Annotated in this window: 12 protein-coding genes; 6 read left to right on the top strand and 6 right to left on the bottom strand. The window is 39.1% G+C overall.

The features are described 5' to 3' along the window. Positions 1 to 116 precede the first annotated feature (116 nt). Positions 117 to 1,643, top strand: a complete 1,527-nt coding sequence (locus tag UABAM_RS21315) for an STAS domain-containing protein (RefSeq protein WP_151970015.1) — start codon at positions 117 to 119, stop codon at positions 1,641 to 1,643. An 89-nt stretch (positions 1,644 to 1,732) separates the two neighbouring features. Here the strand turns inward: UABAM_RS21315 and UABAM_RS21310 are convergent, their stop codons facing one another. Both UABAM_RS21310 and UABAM_RS21305 read right to left on the bottom strand, forming a co-directional pair. Further along, on the bottom strand, positions 1,733 to 2,338 hold the full coding sequence (locus tag UABAM_RS21310) for a hypothetical protein (protein WP_151970014.1): 606 nt from the start codon (positions 2,336 to 2,338) through the stop codon (positions 1,733 to 1,735). An 84-nt stretch (positions 2,339 to 2,422) separates the two neighbouring features. Beyond that, positions 2,423 to 6,433, bottom strand: a complete 4,011-nt coding sequence (locus UABAM_RS21305) for a protein kinase domain-containing protein (RefSeq protein ID WP_151970013.1) — start codon at positions 6,431 to 6,433, stop codon at positions 2,423 to 2,425. A 126-nt stretch (positions 6,434 to 6,559) separates the two neighbouring features. On the opposite strand from UABAM_RS21305, the gene UABAM_RS21300 reads away from it, so the two are divergent. Beyond that, positions 6,560 to 6,943 (top strand): hypothetical protein, encoded by a 384-nt coding sequence (locus UABAM_RS21300; RefSeq protein WP_151970012.1) that lies wholly within the window; start codon positions 6,560 to 6,562, stop codon positions 6,941 to 6,943. A 175-nt stretch (positions 6,944 to 7,118) separates the two neighbouring features. Then, positions 7,119 to 7,643, top strand: a complete 525-nt coding sequence (locus UABAM_RS21295; RefSeq protein WP_151970011.1) for a protein-tyrosine phosphatase family protein — start codon at positions 7,119 to 7,121, stop codon at positions 7,641 to 7,643. A 202-nt stretch (positions 7,644 to 7,845) separates the two neighbouring features. Here UABAM_RS21295 and UABAM_RS21290 read toward each other — a convergent pair whose 3' ends face one another. After that, positions 7,846 to 8,439 (bottom strand): pentapeptide repeat-containing protein, encoded by a 594-nt coding sequence (locus tag UABAM_RS21290; RefSeq protein ID WP_151970010.1) that lies wholly within the window; start codon positions 8,437 to 8,439, stop codon positions 7,846 to 7,848. A 136-nt stretch (positions 8,440 to 8,575) separates the two neighbouring features. On the opposite strand from UABAM_RS21290, the gene UABAM_RS21285 reads away from it, so the two are divergent. After that, the gene (locus UABAM_RS21285) at positions 8,576 to 12,406 is read left to right on the top strand and encodes a protein kinase domain-containing protein (RefSeq protein WP_151970009.1); all 3,831 of its coding nucleotides are present in this window, start codon (positions 8,576 to 8,578) and stop codon (positions 12,404 to 12,406) included. A 194-nt stretch (positions 12,407 to 12,600) separates the two neighbouring features. On the opposite strand, the gene UABAM_RS21280 is transcribed toward UABAM_RS21285, so the two are convergent. After that, positions 12,601 to 13,026 (bottom strand): DUF4149 domain-containing protein, encoded by a 426-nt coding sequence (locus tag UABAM_RS21280; protein ID WP_151970008.1) that lies wholly within the window; start codon positions 13,024 to 13,026, stop codon positions 12,601 to 12,603. A 278-nt stretch (positions 13,027 to 13,304) separates the two neighbouring features. On the opposite strand from UABAM_RS21280, the gene UABAM_RS21275 reads away from it, so the two are divergent. Continuing rightward, positions 13,305 to 15,689, top strand: a complete 2,385-nt coding sequence (locus UABAM_RS21275; RefSeq protein ID WP_151970007.1) for a serine/threonine-protein kinase — start codon at positions 13,305 to 13,307, stop codon at positions 15,687 to 15,689. A 16-nt stretch (positions 15,690 to 15,705) separates the two neighbouring features. Here UABAM_RS21275 and UABAM_RS21270 read toward each other — a convergent pair whose 3' ends face one another. Next, complete coding sequence (locus UABAM_RS21270) at positions 15,706 to 17,028, bottom strand: glutamate-5-semialdehyde dehydrogenase (RefSeq protein WP_261343901.1); 1,323 nt, start codon at positions 17,026 to 17,028, stop codon at positions 15,706 to 15,708. Between the two features lie 3 nt (positions 17,029 to 17,031). Then, positions 17,032 to 17,817 carry a glutamate 5-kinase gene (gene proB / locus UABAM_RS21265; protein WP_151970006.1) on the bottom strand — a complete coding sequence of 262 codons (786 nt, stop codon included), beginning with the start codon at positions 17,815 to 17,817 and terminating at the stop codon, positions 17,032 to 17,034. A 114-nt stretch (positions 17,818 to 17,931) separates the two neighbouring features. Between proB and UABAM_RS21260 the strand changes: the two genes are divergently transcribed. Then, positions 17,932 to 20,241, top strand: coding sequence for a serine/threonine-protein kinase (locus tag UABAM_RS21260; RefSeq protein WP_151970005.1), 2,310 nt, complete (start codon positions 17,932 to 17,934; stop codon positions 20,239 to 20,241). Positions 20,242 to 20,268 lie beyond the last annotated feature (27 nt).

Below are 20,268 nucleotides of genomic sequence, written 5' to 3'. Positions count from 1 at the left end.
CGTTGGAATGGGCTTTTTATTTTTTTTAAATATTTCAATTGTCATATTTGCGAACGCAATTTTTGTGGGATATACTTTGATGTCTTTTTGCCAAAAAAACATTATAGGAGATAACTATGCTAAGAATAAGTATTCAGAGTCTTCAAAGTGATATTCATCTGATGGTTCTCAACGGTAATATCGATGAAAATACCATTGGTGCGTTGCAAGATAATTTTACTCGGTTATTTAGTGAGAACAAAAACAAAATTATCTGTGATATGAAAAACGTAAAACATATTTCCGCACCGGTTCTAAAAACTTTTTTAGAAAATATAACCACAGCGCGCAATCGTGGGGGTGATATAAAACTGGTTAGCTTGCCACCAGACCTTCAAGGTATTCTACGCTATGCAGGATTCAACGATGACAGCGCTTTGTGTACAGATATACAAACGGCTATTCAACAGTTGCAACAGCCGTCTTACCCTAGCGACCACGTCGAAGATCCTTTTGGTGCCACCATACAAACAAGTCAATCTCCACTAAAACCAGCTTCGGATATTTACGCCCCCACAATCCAAAACAATCAGTCTCCGTTACAACGAAGCTCTTCCATAAGTCCAATGGATGACCCTTATGGCGCCACCATTCAAATGACGGGTTCCCCTTTGCAAAACATAAAACCTTCTCAGGATAAAGCCGATGATCCTTACGAAGCAACCATTCAAATGACAGATTCTCCGTTGGAGAATAGGTTAAAAGCAAAGGAAGAAAAAACTTTACAAGCAGATAAATCCCCTTTGTCGTCTAGTTCTTCGAGCACAAAACCGTCGGAGTCTGCCCCAAAAAAGAAGTCCCGTCGTACAAAAGCATCCGCACCCAAAAAGAAGGCTCCGCCTGCTGCCTCACAACCAACATCTACTCCTTCGCAACCCGCACCTGCTGCCTCACCTCCACCACCAGCGCCTACGTCTCCACCACAAGTTCCCCAAGAATCTGCGGCAAAAGACCAAATACAAGAGGTTGTTGAAACCGAGCTCAAACGCAAATCGACGATACGCTTTTACAACAGAATGTATCCTTTTTGTATTTTCCCACTAAAAGTGATCTTTTCCCAACAAAAAATTCAGAAAATCGTACACAAAAAAATCGCACAGGTAGAGGGGAAAAAAGATGTTGTTGTCTCCAAGGAAAAGCCAATAGTAGAAGTGGTTCCTCACTTTCCAGGTTGCTTGATTGTTCCCTCGCGGAAAAAAGTAGATGTAACCCCCGAAATTTCTCAGGCAAATTTTTCGGTTACCCCTCTCGCCGAAAGTAAAAATCAAAAGGGATACGTTGAGATTTATTACAATGGTGAAGTGATTGATACCGTCGAAGAGCTAAAGTATCACGTAGAAAAGCAAACGATCGCAAAATTTGCGTTGTATATGAGTATTATATCTCCGGTGATCTCCACATCTCTGGACGCTTTTCAGATAGACTTTAATGAAAAGCTACCGATGGCAATCGAATGGTTGTCAAAATTAACACAGCTATTCGGTGGAAAAACCGGCTTTGGACTTGCTTTGGCAGGAGTATTCCTCTTTATTTCCATTGTATTTTATTTTCTTAAAAGACCTCGCGAAGCAAACCCTATTGAAAATATTTTACCCGTAGACTAAACTTCCACAGCTCACTCAGAGTGTCCCTTGCTTTGCAGGAATGGCGCTCTGAGGGAAGAGTCGAATCCTACCAATACTTTCAATCCATCTTACTTTTTGCTGTAGTCAAAAGTAAATTGTTGTAAATAACTCTTCACGCGCGCTTCGTCGCTTTCGTTTAATTTGTCTTTGTAAAATTCAAATGCAAAAGGAACTCGGTACATTACTTTGTATTTGTGAAAAAATAAATAATCAAAAATTTGTCGCGCTATCTTCCACTCACCTAACTTTGCATATAGCCGGCCTACCTTTAGTATATACACCATGTCTTGTTGGAAGATATTGGAGTTCTGCATTCTCACGAGTTTTTTCACCACCGCTAATTTTTTCTCTTCGCTGACCTGCAAATCGTACACGTAAATTTCTGCGATTTGTAAACGCGCTAAATCTCTTTGAAAAATATAGTCCCCAGGTGGCGAAACCGCAATTTTTTGCAATATTTTCAGCGCAGATTGTGTAGCTCCTTGTCCCATTAGTATGCAAGCTTTTTCAAATAAATACTTTGTGTTACCGGGATCGAGTCGCAAAGCATGCTCTATACTTTTCTCCATTTCGCGATAACGTTTTTGCGCAACGCTACTCAGTAACTGATTTAGGTACCTGTAGTAATGTGCTTTGGGAGAATGGGTCGCCAACATATCGACAAATAAATGCAAACGAAACTCCATTGACCGATAAATCGCTCCCGCTAATTCCTTTTTTTCCTTTGTATAAATGACTAAAACTAAATGGAATTGTGACTACCTGGTGCTCCATAGAAACATTTCGCCATCTTCACCAATAGAAATCAAGGCATTCCCATCTGGCGAAAGGCTTCCATGATGAATAGAGGCACGATGTTTTCGCAGGGTTAAAAGTTCTTGAGATTTCCAATGAATAGAATCTTGATGTGCTTTTGCTTCAAAGTCCCATATTCTCACTGCACGATCTCTACTCACAGTGATAATCCTTTCCCCGCGCGCGTCGAAAAAGCAAGCGTTGATGTTGGATTTCGACCCAGAAATATGGCCGAGTGATTTTTTATTCTCGAAATCCCAAACGGCGAAACTAATATCTTGCTTAGCGTCCAAAACATGCGAATCTGCTGTTATCAGTAGCGGTAGGGTTGGGTGAAAATCGGCAAAGTGTATTTTGTAAATATTGTCGCGAAAACTGTGCAGCTCTTTTTTATTTTTGAGATCCCAAATGATAATCTTTTCTGAAGCGGTTATAAATACATTGTTATCGTTGGGGGCAAAGCCACACCAACGTATACCACCTTTGTGACTATGGCGCAATTCAAACTCATTGTTATTTTCAAAATCAAAAATTTTAATGCGTTTGCTGATAGATGCTAGATAACGACCATCGTCGCTAAATGCACAAAAGCGAACGGCTCTTTTATGTGCACCAACCACTTGCGATTCGCCACTATTGACATTCCACAACGTAACTTCATAAACTTTTTTGAGAGCATTGCGCAATAAGTCTGGTCTTTTGTCCGTAGTTGCCACCAAATTTTTATGCGGATGAAATGTGCATTGGTAAAATTGGCGATTTTTCCCCAAGGTTTTATATAATTTTTGTTTATGCCAATCCCATATTTTTAAACCATCGTCTCCTGCCGAGGCAAATAAATGACGATGCTCTGCCGTTTTTGCGAAGTCACCTCTCCGTTCTATTTTTGCGTTGGCCTTTTTCGCTAACATCGCCGGGCGTGATTTTTCATTGATTGACCACAATTTAATCGTATCAGCAGCCGAAATGAAACTCTTATTGTCCGTGCTAAAATCGCAATTGAGTATTCTTTTGGCATGACCATAGTACTTGGCGGTGACAAAAATGTTCGCTTGACTCTCGACTTCCCACAACACGATGTTGGTGTCTCTTCCGCAAGAAAGCATTTGTTTACCATCTTTGGAAAAAGTACAGTGCTCCACCTCTAGTTTATGTACTTTCTCCAACGACCGCACAAAGTTCAGCTTATTTTTTGTCACACTCCACAAATCAATGCTGCCATTTTTTGTCGCCACGACAATCATATTCATAGTAGGGTGAAATACACAGTGATTAATACTACCCGAGTAACGCTTTAAATCCAAACTATAAGAACTTTCGTCTAATAACTGGTACTTACGTGATGTTTTTTTCCACAATATCAGTACATCATCTCGTGTCGCAATAATATACTGTTTATTTTTGCTAAAAGCACAACTGCTAACTTCATAGTCCTCGGTGGAACGTAAACTCTCTTTACCAATACCGGAGTCTTCAACTATTTTTTTGATTTTTTGCAACAGGTCAATGCTTTGTAGTGGTTTGGTACTTTTTGGCGTTGCTTTCCATATCTTTATGCAACAATCATCTCCCCCTGAAACGATCAGTTTATCGTCAGAACTAAAAGATACTTGCCGCACAGCATAGGCGTGTCCTTCATACGTATGAATAATTTTTCCCGTAGCGCTATCAACCAAATATAAATTTTTTGCCGGTTTTCCATACAAACGATTGCGATTCGGGTCTCCTCCATATGTTCCCACAATAATCCATTTGCCATTTTGCGAAAAACTACAGCAGGTAATTTTGTCATTAACTGCTGGAGAATGCCAAACGGGCTTTAATGTGTTGCGCACGTTCCACAGTTCCAAGTAATTGTTATTTGCTGCCACAAACAACCCTTTTTTGGGATGAAATCCGCAATAGTTATACAATGTTTGTCCAAAAGACGTATGCTCTATTTCCAGCGTTTTATATAACCATTTCCATTCCCAATTTTGTTGCCGCTCCTCGTCGCATCTACTCAAAGCCTGACGTGCACCACTAATATTAATGTTTTCGATACGCAGAGCGGCTAAGGCAATGTTGGCATTGTAGATATTTTTTTCCAGGTCGTCATTTTTTCTTTTCAGCTCGTCTTTGTTTGCTTGCAGTTCGTCTTTCTTTGCTTGCAGTTCGTCTTTCTTTACTTGCAATTCGTCTTTCTTTGCTTGTAACTTAATTCTGGCTTTTTCAGAAATTTCGGTTCTTTTCTTTTGTTCTTCAATGTCTTTTCTTGTAATTTCGCGCACGTACAAATAACTAGATAACGAAACGACAAACAGAATTACCAAAAATGAGGAAAACGCCATTATACTGACCGCTTTATTGCGCAAAATCCACTTTTTTAAATAGGTAAGCTGGGTGGGAGAGGAAGCAATAATGGGACGATTTTGTAAATAATTTTCAAGATCTTTTGCCAAAGCATGCGCACTGCGATAACGCTTGGCGACTTTTTTCTCCATGCACTTCAAGGTAATGGCTTCTAATTCACGAGGAATGTCAGGATTCAATTCGCGAGGAGGTACGGGGTCCTTTTGCATAATTTGTACAATGATATTTAATGCCGAAGACCCACTAAAAGGAGCACAGCCTGTAAGAGATTGGTATAGCGTTGCCCCAAGTGAGTAAATATCACTCCCTGGAACCGCTTCTTGGCCATGGGCTTGCTCAGGAGACATGTAAGCGGGTGTCCCCAATATGTCGCCTTCGTGGGAAAGATCACTATCTGCGTCTTTCACCAAACCAAAGTCCATTAAACGCGGCTGTTTTTTTACGTCTAACATAATATTTGAGGGCTTGATATCGCGATGGATGAGATTTTGGCGATGCGCGTTTTGCAGCGCTTGCGCCACTTTGTGCATGATTTTCGCAATCGTAGCAAAATCGAGAGACTTGTCATTTATGTATTCCGTCAAGGTTTTTCCTTCGATGTATTCCATCGTAAAATACTTTTGTGGAAATTCCCCAATATCAAAAATGCGAATTGTATTTGGGTGGTCTAGTTTCGCGACCACCTGTGCTTCTTTCAAAAAACGACGAATTTGGACTTCTGTGGCATGTTTTGCCAAAACCAACTTCAAAGCCACATCACGCCCCAAATTCTCGTCGTATACCTTATAAACAACGCCCATGCCACCGCGCCCAAGTTCTTTTTCTATACGATAACGTCCGGCGAACAAATCGCTATTCTCCAACGCTGACTTGGCATGCGCCGTAGAGGAAATATGACTTGTGGAAACTGGGGTGTTGGGGGAAGGAGAATGAACACTAGCGATCGTTTCTTCCGGAGAGACGTCCACCTCTATTCGCGAAAAGGGCTCTTCTGCATCTCTACCAAAAGAACTGGCTATCGTCTCATTTGCGACCACTTGTCCAGAGTCTGCTATGGTTACATTCGCATTTGAATCCATCTCTATTTTCGAAAAAGGCTCTTCCACACCTCTGCCAAAAGAACTAGCTATCGTCTCATTTGCGACCACTTGTCCAGAGTCTGCTATAGTTACATTTGCGCTCAAAACTTCCGTTCGATCACTCACCGCCACAGTTGCGTTATTGGCCGTTTGCGCGTGCCTGTTTTGCCACGCCGCGACTAATGAAAGAAAAAGTTTCTTTTCCAACGCGGAAAAAACATTTTGCCCCATCAACTCTTGGACACTTTTCTCATAAAAAGTGACAGAGACAACGTTTTCTTCGCCACAAAAAAGTTTCGGTGCATTTCGTTGCTGAGTTGATTTTTGCCATAGACTATTTTTTTGTGGTTCACTAATAAGTCCTCGTTGTTGCGCTTTATTGAGTAAACAATGCTTCACATACAAAAAATAGATATAGTAACTGTCTTGACGAGATATTTTTTGTTGCAAGAATGCGTCGATGTCGAAAGAAGGTGGGATATCCTTGCCGAGATAACCTAGGCTTTGCGCCTGGTATATTAGAGATTGCGTGCGATAATTCATAAAACAACTCCCGTTTTTTTCCGCAAAATGTAAAATTCCATGATAGCATAGTATAAGTTGTTAGACACGAAGAAAAAGCGTGTTACTTTACAAAAGAATTCAAACGTTTTTTGGAAAAGAGAATAAATGGTAGCCCATTTTCACATACCACTGAACTTGCCTCATGCCGGCACTATTGCACAACGCATTCAAACGCTAGTGAGTAGAGAAACTAAGGACAACGAACAACTCCAAGAAATGCAAAAAATTAGTGATAAATTAATGCTGTTGCTTCTACCCTACAAGCGCTACGGTGAAAATCCACCACCACAGCAGGCACAAAAAGTCCGCGAAGAAGCGGCGCAGTTGGCACGCAACCTCGTTGACGAAATTGAATGTAGCGACTGCGGAGCAGATCGTCTTGGGCAATGTATTCGCAATTTGTTTGAATGTTTAGAATTAGGTGAGGAAGGTGCGATCATTTCCCTACGCGCAGGTGAAAACCCCGACTCCGCGCAAAGACCTATATAGCAAAATTTTGTCATCGTTATACAAAAAATTTTGCACAAAAAATGAAGTTTTTTTACCCAGCGCTGTCTATATGTTTAACCGTTGTCAAATTATGTGACATAATACTAGAAGTACATCTATTGTTCACGAACGATCGAAGAAAATCTTTGGTCTGACGAATAGTTAGGAGGTAGCTATGGAACTTTTTATTACTAGCTTACAAGAAGCAAAAGAACTGCTAGAACAAAAACCGAATTTTTATCGTGTGGTTTCCATTTCCAGTCCTCTTGATCCAGTGGATGATTTGGAAAACGCAAAAGAAGTTTTGTATCTGTATTTTGATGATATAGACAAAAGTAGAAAAAAAAGCGCTCTTATACAGCTAAAGACTGTAAGTAAAGAAGACTGTCAAAAAGCCATTGAATTTTTAAACAGCGATGGGCCACTGCTCATTCATTGCCACCACGGAAAAAGTAGATCCACGGCAATAGCCTTGGGATTTCTCTTGCAAAAAAGCAACAACTACCAACAGGCCATTGAAGAATTGTTGCGTTTAAAACCATGGGCAGCACCCAACGAATATATTGTTGAGCTGATGTGCTCTATTTTTAACAGAAGTAACCAATACTCGCAAATATTGAGTTACTTTTACCAAAAAAGAAAAGAACACCTATCTAAATTTTATAAACGTCCACATTGGAAATTTGGATGGATTACCTAGAATCACTTAATACACAAGTTGCTGAACAACTTTCCACATTTTTCATTGTAATCTAAACTCAAAATTGTCACTGGAATATCTGCGAAAAATAGCCACGATAGCTTTTTCATTCTTCCACAACAGGAGGGGAAACGTTACCTTGGTTATCATCCTTGCGATATTCCAGATTTTTTTGCACACTACCGTAAACCCAAAAAGCATTTCAGTTATCGATCTCAATATCCAATAGATAAAGTAGCGACAGGGCTTCTGGAAGAGAAAACTTGGCTTTTTCGATCTTATTCATCGCTATATCGATACGATAATTTTTAGCATGGGAAAAATCGCACTTCGACAAATTTGTTTGCATAAAATGACTCTCCGAAAAATCAGTGTGTGTCAAATTCGACTCACACAGGTTCGCTTCTCGAAAGTCTACATCTTTTGCCACACAGTCTTTTATGGACGTTTTTGGCAAATTCATTCCCAGGAAACTAGAATTACTAATATTACATCGTAGAAATTTTATCGGGCAAGCGAGTGGTATCTTTGGCAATGATATTTCACTCCAATTTACTCCCATTACTTTTGAATCTTCGAACACCACGTCGCAATATGTGCTTTGAGCTACCTTCATCAAACTTAAGTTACATTGCGTAAAATGACAATGAGAAAACTTACACTCCCAAAAAATTTTTTCACTAAAATCACACTGTACAAAATTGCAATCTTCAAACTCTATTGATCGTATTTCTTGTTCCGATACTTCGATATCCTCAAAAGTTTCTTCGTAGTATTCACGTTGCGAAAAAAACATATTCACCTTCCTAATTATTTCCCATTGTTCTATACAATATTGAAAACTTTATGATGTACTCAAGTAACCGCATATTGTATATTGAATTACAGTTGTGGTTGCTCATCGTTTCGCTTACTACTGTGGCTGTCATATTATGCAAAATCAATACTTAAGGCACTACCAAATCATCCGTAAACTCGGCCAAGGAGGAATGGCCATTGTTTACTTAGCTCGCGACACAAAAATTAATCGCTATGTTGCGATTAAAATGATGAATGATGAACAAACTTCCCATGAAAGATTTGTTCGTGAAGCCAAGTACTCTGCCTCGCTCCATCATCCGAATATTGTGAAGATATACGATTTTTTTGTGGTTCAAAATATCCCGTGTATTGTTATGGAGTATGTAGAAGGTCACACATTAAAAGAATATCTCAACACCCACTCGTTATCTGTGCAGCAAAAAGTAAAAATCTTTGATCAAATCCTCCACGCAATTCATTACGCACACCAATGCAAAATTATTCATCGCGATTTAAAACCAAGCAATATAATGATTACCAAAGATGGCTCGCTGCGTATAATGGACTTCGGCTTGGCCAAGAAGTTGAGTCACAACGAAAAAAACCTAACAAAATCGCAACAGGTTATTGGTAGTCTCTTTTACATGTCTCCAGAACAAGTACAAGCACAAAAAAACATGAATCATTTAGTTGATATCTATGCACTGGGAGCAATCTTGTATGAAATGCTAACCGCACAAAAAGTCTTCGATGGACCTACTCCTATTAATATTTTTTATAAAATTGTCCATGAAAAACCGCGTCTTCCCAGTAAAATAAATCCACAAGTGCCCTCCTCATTAGATGCAATATGTATCAACGCTTTACAAAAAAATAAAAATCATCGCTACCAGAGCGCTGATTTATTCTCTCATGACATACAGGCATGGCTACAAGGAAAATCTACTCGAGCAAGTTCACTAAAAAACTTTATAGCATATTACAAAAATGGCCTTGTTGTTTTTTTATCCATTCTCATTTTGACTCCCATTGTTTTTTTAGTATTTACAAAGCAAACAGTGCAAATACCATCCTCGCAAATAACATTTACATTACAAAACAAAATAGACCAATGGATTTACAACGGACTTTACGAAAAGGCCCATGAGGAACTGCTCGCGAGCAAAATAAATGCACGAGAATACCGCGAATATCAACTTTTAATCTACGCGAAATCACAACGTTTTTCTAAATTTGAAATTCTAATAAAAGAGCAAGAAAAACCATTTTCTACTTTGGTATCCATGGCCCTTGGCGAATATCATTTTTTAAAAAACAACTACGAGAAAGCTTTCCCTCTTTTAAAAACCGTAGCTACTTCTGCAAAGAGTAAGGGCGTTCACAAAAAATATTCCTTTTATTACCTTGGACGAATTTATTTCCAAAAACAACAGTACCAACTTGCGCTAGAAAATTTTCGCCTTTGCCAAGAAATACGAAGCAAGTGGCCTTTTCTGGCACATCAAATGCTGCAACTATTTATCGGAAAAAATTATTTCTATTTAAACAAACCGACGTTGGCCATTGAAAGTTTTCAATCGGTTCAAAGTCAACTACAGCACAATGCAGAAATCTACTTTTATACAGCAAAAAGTTACATTCTTCTCAACGATTATAAACGCGCACATCGCAATCTACAAAAAAGTATCGAACTCGATTACGAAAATGCTGACTATCGCATATCCCTAGGAAAACTGTTGGTCAAACAAAAAAAATATAAAGAAGCTGGTGATGTTTTTCTCCAAGTACGCGCTTTGCATCCACTGAACACTAAAGCTTTAAAAGAATTTACCGCAATTGCCAATAAGGACATCAACCTATTGGAAGAACGTTATCTGGCCCTACTCCACGATCTAGAAAATTGGCGTTATGTTCCTACAGAAAACATACGTCATCAGTTATATTCGATACGAGACCAACATAAAAACGACTATTATACCTTGCAGCGATTACTCTCCATTCAAACGCATAGGAAATCAATTTTACATTTAGTGGATAAGATGTCTTCCAAAAATAAAAGTGTATCTCATGCTGCGCGATTGGGTATTCTAACTATGCGCCATACTCCACAAGTGTTGCAGATACTACAACAAAAAAAATACCACAAAATAGCACAAGATGTAAAAAAGATGGCCATTCGCGAACGATACTCTGCGACATGCTATGTCATGGCACAAGCATGTCTATACCCGTACTCAAATATTATCGACGAATTGGATGTCAAAAATGTCGAAAAAATATTGTGTGACCGCCAAGTGGATATTTGGCATCGCTACATCGCAGCTAGGTCATTATTACTTCTCTACCAATTTGAAAAAGTAGAACTTTTTCGCAGGAAAAACGAAGATCAAAATTTGCAAATAGTGTGCTCCAGAGCACTACAGGATTTCGACATCGTTACAGTGCGAAAGCCACAAACTATTGCATTTGCTTCTCACGATCCAAACATAGTGATGATCGCCGCCGGCGCTAGGTCGTTCTTTAAAATAGATATGTCAAAATTACCACCTTCCTTGTTGGATAATACGACGGTCGCGATGGAAATTGCAATGAATTTAAAAAAGAAATATGCTGCGCCCGCCGCAAGAATATTTGCCAAGTACACCGATGAGAAGTATCCACCACACATACGCAAGATAGCATTTCACTATCTGGGAAGAATTATAGGAAGAGCGAAACCACTACAAAAACAATACGCGGGTCTTTGGTTAAAAGCCTTACAGCAACTCGAAAAGCTTCCTCAAGAATTGCAGATTACCATATTGCAAAAACTACCAAGCATTCTTGACGTACCCGAAGGCACAATGAAAAATATTTTGTACACCGCCCACCACCCCTATGTAAAAATAGCTGCGATAGACCGCATGTTACTAGAAAACACAAGCGACGGTATTCTAAGAAAGTACTATCGAGACGAAAAGAATAACCCCATTGTTCGCCTGTATATTTTTTATAAGATATTTCGCAAGGGAATGATAAAGTTACGATTAGAAAACCCCGAATTCCTGATAAAAAGCCAAAATAACTTTTTGCGCAGTTACGGTTATAGCATGTACGCCGCCTGTGGAGGAGAAGTGCTTGACTGGTTGGAAAAAGAGCAGTATTCCAATATACAAGCTCTCATTTTAAAAAATGTAGGAATGATGACTTTACCCATTGCTCGGGATAGACGTAAACCTGTTGACCAAAGAATGGCGATATTAAAAAGATATTTCTCCGCTAAAAATACCAACTTGCGAACTTACGCGTATGGTGGCTACGCATTTCTCGCCAATCTCCAACAACTAAATGAACTTATCGAACAAGTGAGGGGAAAAGATTTCTATGCGCGCAAGGGAATTTCCTTAGCTATTAATCGGCGCATTGAAATGGAGCTTTTAGAAAAATCCGGGGCTTTAAAACTTATTAGCGTATTCCAAGGTTCGCGCGTTGTAGGGGAAGTGCCGTTCCTTGATGAATTCTACAAAAATATCAAAGATAAAAACTACCGTAGGCGCTACAAAGCATGGTTTTTAAAGATCAATAAGTTAAAATATGTCGATGTCGATGATATATTTCGTCAAGCTATGGTTGCAAAGGAAGATGGTAACTATGAACGTGCTATAAAATTAATGCAACAGGCCACCGCTCTTGAGCAAAAAGTGATATTTTATGTTGAACTCGCGGATCTTTATTGGAAACACACCAAAAAAATACCAAGTAATATCATAAATACCTTACAAAAACTTACCAGAGCAAAAGTTATTGTGGCCAGTAGTTATAGTTTACTTTCACAAATACCTCATCCTCAAATCGACAAAGTACTCAAACAAAGTATTCTTTCCCTCACTCCATATGGCAAAGAAAGAAAAAAAGCATGGCGTAATATGATGCTGTACTACAAAAAAAGAGGAAAAAAGAGTCTATTAGTACCCGGAGAGTAGTACTCTAAGATTTCTCTAAAGTACAGTGTTTACAATAGTATGCCATGCCCTCCTGCCGGTGATTAGCCGGCTGTCCTCCCACTGGGAGGACTTACGTATAGCACTTCTTAATAGAAAAAAACGACACGTTAATGCGAGACAAACTCATGCTTATTGACCGAACCAAAATTGCGTTTTTTCAGACAAACGTCGTCCTATTTTGTATAGAGAACAACAAAAAAAACAGTGGCAATAGTTACGATCTGTATAAAATTAATGATGACACTTAATCGATGTAAAAAGTCAAATTTCTTTCCCGCATCGTTGTCACCCTCTTTTTGTAAATCGCGATATTTATTCACAGTGGGAACTAGGTAAAAACGCAGCCATATAAAAATGAGTGCTAAAATTAACGTGGCCAAACTTACATAGAGATGAATAGAAAATGTTAGCAATGAAATTGCAAAACAGGATATCGCCATAACTATATAGTAAACAGGAAAAACCTGTCGTATAAAATGCGCGGCGATCTGACCTTCAAGTTTTATAAAAATTAGTGGTGCCATTACAAAAGAAAAAAAGACCATCCCTCCAAATACAAAGGCAATGGTTATCATAGATATATCTTGTAGGTACGTCATTTTTTTCCTTTTTTACAAAATCCAATAAAAAGTATAATATATAATACATCAACAAATAAAAGAACATTATATTCTACATCACTATTTATGATTTTGTCAGGAAAAATAAAAATGCCTTTGTGAATAGCTGTATTGGTAAAAGCTATGCATCAAATGGATTTACTTCTAACTTAATTTACTCTATAATAAAATTCCATAACAAATTGTATTACATAGGCTTCCTATACGTATTGATGTCAAAAAAATGAAAGATCGCGTACAAAATCAGGCTGGTAAAAATGAAAACACGAAAATTCGGACGATATGTACTTGAAAAGGAACTTGGCCGTGGGGGAATGGGAGTTGTTTATCAAGCGTATGACACCTATCTCAAACGTTTTGTCGCCTTAAAGCTGATCCTTCAAGGAGATGTAAAACGATTTCTCAAAGAGTCCGAAATGATGGCGCAACTCAAACATGAAAATATCATCCAATTCTACGAGTTCAGTAACGAACCTCAGCCTTTTTTTACCATGGAATACGTGGAAGGTACTACCCTTTCCCAAGGCATTAAAGAACGAAAAATAGAGCCGGGTCTTTTAGTTGAGATTATGATACAAGTTTGTAAAGGGCTTGTCGCTGCGCATAAAAAAAACATCATTCATCGCGATTTAAAACCTTCCAATATCTTAGTGACAAGTAGTGGTCGTGCAAAAATTATGGATTTTGGTTTGGCCAAAAGGTTGGAGCAGGATGCGCAACAATTGTCCAAAACCGGGCAAATAGTTGGTACCGTTCTCTACATGCCCATCGAACAAATCGAAGGGCATGTAAATGAAAAAAGTGATATATACTCTTTGGGAGCGACGATGTACGAAGCATTGACGTATCGTACCGTTTTCCAAGGAGCTACGGACATCAATATCATTTTTCAAATTCAAAATAAAATGCCCATTCCGCTACGTGAACTCAACCCAGATATATCTCCCTACTTAGAAGCCATTTGTTTAAAATGCTTATCGAGAAATCCCAATAGGCGTTACCAAAGTGCGCAACAACTCCTGCAAGAGTTGGAAAACTTCAAAAATCATCGTCCGATCATCGCACGACGCTACACTCACATACACGCACTGCGCAATCTAATGTTTACTCATCGCAAACTTTTTGCGGTCATGGGACTTATTATTGCGATGCTCGTGATATTTAGTGGTTATATGATTTCGAAAGAAAGGGCTTTACAACAAACGAACAATGAGCTCAAGCTACTCAACAGTGCCATGATCGAGTTTGTCAAAAACATACAAAAAAGTTCGCACAGCGATATGTTAGTCAATCCAGAAATCATCAAACCTTTGGCAGTGGTTTTTTCACAATCAATACACTTAAAGACAGCAGAAGAGTATATCTTTTTACGTGGTGTTATACTTGGGCAAAGCGTCGATAAAAAGAATATGCGACAAGCAATTATCGATTACACCCAAACCATTCGCCAATACCCGAAAATGGGAGCCAATTATAACAATCGTGGTGCCGTTTATGTCGGGTTAGAAAAGCACGATAGCGCATTAAAAGATTTCGATAAGGCAATAGCTCTCACACCTCATGAGGCAGAATATTATTACAACCGAGGATTTGTATACCACGAATTACACAACTACGAAAAAGCTCTACAAGACTACAAACAAGCCATCGAACTCAACCCGCAGTACTCTAAAGCATATTACAGTAGAGGAAACCTATATAAGTTTCGAAGAGAATACGAAAAAGCAGTGCTAGAGTACAACAAAGTCGTCGCACTCACTCCCAACGATCGCAAAGCTTATTACCAAAGAGGAAATACCTATCGATCCTTAAGACAGTATACAAAAGCAAAATTAGACTACGACAAAACCATCCGACTCGATACAAAAAACCCCGAGGGATATGTTGGCCGCGGAGAGGTATATATTCAATTAGGAAAATATGATAAGGCGCTAAGAGACATTGACACCGCAATATCTCTAGATGCGAAGTATTACGATGCCTATATCGTCAAAGCTTTTTTGTACAAAAGATTGCGCAAATACGAACAAGCAGAGATGAACTACAACAAAGCGATAGCAATGAACCCAGACTCAGGCAAAGCATATATCAACAGGGGTAACATGTATTCCGATTGGAAAAAATACACAAAGGCCCAGCAAGATTATGACAAAGCTAAAATGCTATCCCCGGATGACCCCGTGATTTACTACAACCACGGAAATTTATACAAAAGATGGAAAAAATACGCGGAAGCCAAAAAAAACTACGACAAAGCAATTGCCTTGGACGCGACGTATTCAGAGGCTTATGCCAACAGAGCAAATATTTATTATGCTTGGAAAGACTATAAAAAAGCGCTTGTTGACTACGAGAAAGCCATCATATTAAGTCCTAAAAATATACAAATCTATAGTAATAGAGGGGCCATGTACTGTTCTTTAGAACAATATTCTAAGGCAATGCAAGACTTTGATAAAATTTTATCTATAGACCCCAAAAATGCGAATGCTTATGGCAACAAGGGCATTGTGTGCTATAACAAAAAGAATTACCGCCAAGCGATACGTTTTTGGCAATATGCCCTTCAGCTCGCACCACAAGAAATGAAATTTTTACGCACAAATATCAAATTTGCCAAACGCAAAATGAATAAAAAGTGAGTGTCTAAACCCCTAATTACCAGCTTTTCTCCAATTTACGATGGGTAAATTTCCGCGCATCATTCCCCGAATAATTCGCAACGACGTGACCGTCTCCGACTAAAACATATTTGTAAGTCAAAAGAGAGTCTATGCCTGCCGGTCCTCTAGTGTGTATTTTACCTGTGGCAATACCTACCTCGGCTCCTTTGCCATAACGATAACCATCGCTAAATCGCGTGGACGCATTCCATACGACACTACTAGAATCAACGCGGGTGATAAATGCCAACGCTTTTTCCTTATTCTCGGTAATAATACCATCAGTATGCGCAGAACCACAACGGTTGATAAAATCAATTGCCTCGTTCATATCGCCAACGATTTTTATCGATAGGATCAAATCGTTGTACTCGTAGGTCCAATCCTCTTCACTGGCTTCTTTTATATCGATGTCGTGAGCCTGTAATACAGCAACAACTCTTTGATCACCGCGTAATTCCACGCCTGCATCCAAATATTTTTTTGCCATTTCCGGCAAAAACTGTTCGCTGATTGCTTCGTCTACCAACAAAGTTTCCATGGCATTGCACACCGCAGGGTACTGTACTTTGGCATCAAAACAAATACTGTACGCTTTATTTAAATCGGCATCTTGTGCGACATACTCATGGCAGATACCACTGGCGTGTCCCAAAACAGGTATATTGGTATTTTTTTGAATAAAAGACACAAATTCATTGGAACCTCTAGGAACGATTAAATCGATTAAATCGTCCATCGTTAAAATATTTTTTACATCTTCTCTTGTTTCGATCAACTGCACCAAATCCACAGGTAAATTGTTTTCTCGAAGAGCATCCCTTACGATAGTGGCTAAAATTTGGTTGGAGTTTTGCGCTTCGGTCCCGCCTTTTAAAATGACGGCATTTGCTGATTTTATACACAGGCTACTAATTTGAATAAGTGCGTCTGGTCGCGACTCAAATATAGTACAAATAACTCCAATGGGCACCGTAATTTGAAAAAGCTCTAGGCCACGATCGAGTTCCAAACAACTCAGAGTTTTTCCTACGGGGTTTGCCAGTTCCTCGACGCTTTGTACCCCCACGGCCATGTCTCTAATTTTACTTTCACTTAATTTGAGTCTCTTAAAAAGAGCCTCGGAAATTTCCCCTTTTTCCACGAGAGGCTTTGTTGCTTCGAGATCCTTTTCATTGGCGGCAAGAATTTGCGGTGTTTTTGCAATCAACTCATCCGCGATGCGTTTCAAGGCATTTGATCGTTGCTGTGCTTCGATAGACGCTGTTTTTAAGAATGCCATTTTTGAGGAAGAAACTTTTTGTCGTAAATCGTTCACTTTTTACTCCGGTTTAAAATAAGATCCTGGTATTTTGCCGCGAAAGATGTTTTTTATCACGTTTTTACCCGCTTTACATACAATCACCTGTACGTCATTTGCCAACGCTTTTTTGGCAGCAATCACTTTTGATTTCACCCCCCCTGAACCTAAGGCAGATTTTTCCTCTGTGAAATTGCGAAATTTTTCCAACTGTGCGACATCATTGATAATTTTAGCGTCAGCACTACTGTCGGGATTCTCGGTAAAAATTCCCGATACATTGGTTAAAATAATGAGTAGTTCTGCTTTAAAGTGGATCGCACAAAGAGCTGCCAGTTCATCATTATCTGAAAAGTATCCATCCACATCGAGCTCTTCGGCGGAAATAGGATCGTTTTCGTTGATAATGGGAACCGTATTGAGTTCGATTAATTTCTCCGCGGTATTTTTTAGAGACTGCAAGGCATTTTTATTGGCAAAATTCTGGTGTGTCAACAACAATTGCGCAATGATTTTGTGCCGTGAGGAAAACGCTTTTTCGTATGCATGAATCAATAAATTCTGCCCAATGGCTGCGGTGGCCTGTTGCATTTCTAGTGACAGTTTGCTATCGGTGAGAAAAAGTTTTTCTCTCCCAAATCCTATTGCCCCACTAGACACTAAGATAATTTCCTTGCCTCTGCTTTGCAGCTCCGATATATCCTCTGCTAGATGATTAATCATTTTTGTGTTTGGTGCATCTCCTGCAAACAGGGAAGAAGTGCCAATTTTCACAACGACTCTTTTTATACTTTTAATATCAGACATAATATGGTTTTCTAATCTATATTGGTTTACATGTAAGCAATTTCCCCATATTTTCCGAAAAAATATCAAAAAAGCAAGCTGGTTTTCGAAAAGAAACTTGGTTGAGGAGCTAAAATGCAACTGCTGAATAATCGCTATAAATTTCAAAAAGTACTTGGGCAAGGCGGTATGGGACGCGTTTATTTGTGTATAGATACTCACACCGAAAAGCCAGTTGCCGTAAAAGAGTGCTTTATCAACGACTCCACATCTCAGATGCAAATTCGTCGTGTAAAACGTGAGTTTTACTTTTTGCATAAAATCGATCATCCCAACATTGTGAAAGGTATCGAACGCATCCACCTACATAACCGTTACTTTATTGTCATGGAGTATGTCGCAGGAATTAGTCTAGAAGATTTTATAAAGCAAAAAATTGACGTAAGTCTCAGCAAAAAAATTGAGATTATGCGGCAAATATGTGCCGCTGTTGTCGAATTGAATCGCAATGGTATTATTCACCGCGATTTAAAACCAGCAAATATTATCCTTCATGGCGAAGATTATTGCCCAAAAATACTAGATTTGGGAATTGCCAAAATCATGAACAAAGAGTTGACGACACTGACAAAAACAGGAGGAATTATTGGGACTCCCGCGTATATGAGTCCTGAGCAAGTACGGGGGAAAGTGTCTAAAAATACCGATGTATTTAGTCTCGGAGTAATTTTTTATCAATTTCTTTCTGGAGAAGAACAGTCTCCCTTTTTTTCGGGAAGTCCCATTTCTACTGTGGATAAAATCCTAAAGAAAAAATTACCGTCTTTGGCAAGCATTCAAAGTATCAACGACAAAAGATTCGCGGTGTTATCGCACATCATTGATCGCGCACTAATCAAAAGAAGCGCGACACGTTTGGATTCTACGGCAAAAATGTTAGATGCCATGAACAATCTCGATCGAAATATCGCCATTATTTATGGACATAAACTTATCTCGCTCATCGCAGATCATAAACTGATCGCCACGGTTCTATTGTCCACCACTCTTTTACTTTTCATGTTGATAACGCCTAACATAAAAAAATCAACGGATAAAGTTGCTCAATATATGCAAAAAATACTCCATTTCGACGGTATTAAAAATAGCGAAGAAGTCATTAAACTTGCGAATGCTGTTCTCAAATTAAATCCTCAATTTGCCAAAGCCTATCTCTACCGTGGACGCTCTTATCAAGAAAGCGGTAATTACGATCTTGCAGAAAAAGACTACGACAAAGCCATCGCACTCGCTCCCAAATCACAAGAGGGCTATTACAATCGAGGAGGGCTATTTTGTGATCAAGGGCGATATGAACTCTCTGAAAAAGATCTCAATACCGCTTTACGTCTAAATGAGAATTATACGAATGCATATCAGCGCCGTGGAGTCTTATACCAGGAACAAAAAAAATATAATTTAGCGATCAAAGACTTCAGCAAAGCAATTGCGCTTGATCCACAAAATATACAAACGTATATTCGCAGAAGTAAGTTGTACGATTCCCTGGGAAAGCCCGTACTAGCAATTAAAGATTGTAGTAAAATTATCGAAATTAACCCACAGGATTCGGCGGGGTATGTGCAGCGTGGAAATATGTATTTTATGCAGAAAAAATATTCATTGGCGGAAAAAGATTACGAGAAAACGATAGAGTTGAACCCTTACGAGGTAGGGGCATGTGCCAATATCAATAACCTGTACATAGAACAAGGTAGATATGACTTCGCCGTAAAAAAATACACACGTCGCATAGAAAAAAATCCTCGTGATTATATTACATATCATAATCGAGGGCTTTTGTATTGTATGAAAGGGAAATATCGACTTGCGGAGAGAGATTACACCAAAGCCATCGAAATCAATCCTCGTTATGCCTTTGGATATTGCCAAAGGGCTAACTTATACTTTATCATGCAAAAGTATGATCTGGCCGCAAGAGATTATACCGCAGCGATCAAGACCTATCCGCGATATAAAGGTTTTTACAATATACGCAGCAATCTATATCGTAACCAAGGGCGTTATGATCTTGTGGAAAAGGACTACACCACGATCATTCAATTAAATCCCAAAGATCCGGCCTCCTACCAAACGCGCGGCGACTTGTATCAAGAACTACAAAAATACGATCTTGCGTTGAAAGATTACCATAAAGCTATTCAACTAAGCCGTAAACACATCGGAGCATACTTTCGTCGTGCAGGAATATACGAAAGGCTGCAAAAATATCATTTAGCACTAGAGGATTACACGACGGTCATTACAATAAATCCCAACAACGCCAACGCCTATTATCAAAGAGGAAAAGTACAGCACGCATTAGGTAAACATGCACAAGCGCAACAAGACGAGGACAAAGCTTTCGCTTTAAATCCACGATTGAAAAATCAGCTGCAAAAATAAATAAGGCAACAATCTTCACCTATACAC

The sequence above is a fragment of the Candidatus Uabimicrobium amorphum genome (genome assembly GCF_009002475.1).
In the GTDB taxonomy this organism is placed as follows: domain Bacteria; phylum Planctomycetota; class Uabimicrobiia; order Uabimicrobiales; family Uabimicrobiaceae; genus Uabimicrobium; species Uabimicrobium amorphum.
This window is presented reverse-complemented; position numbering and strand designations above follow the sequence as displayed.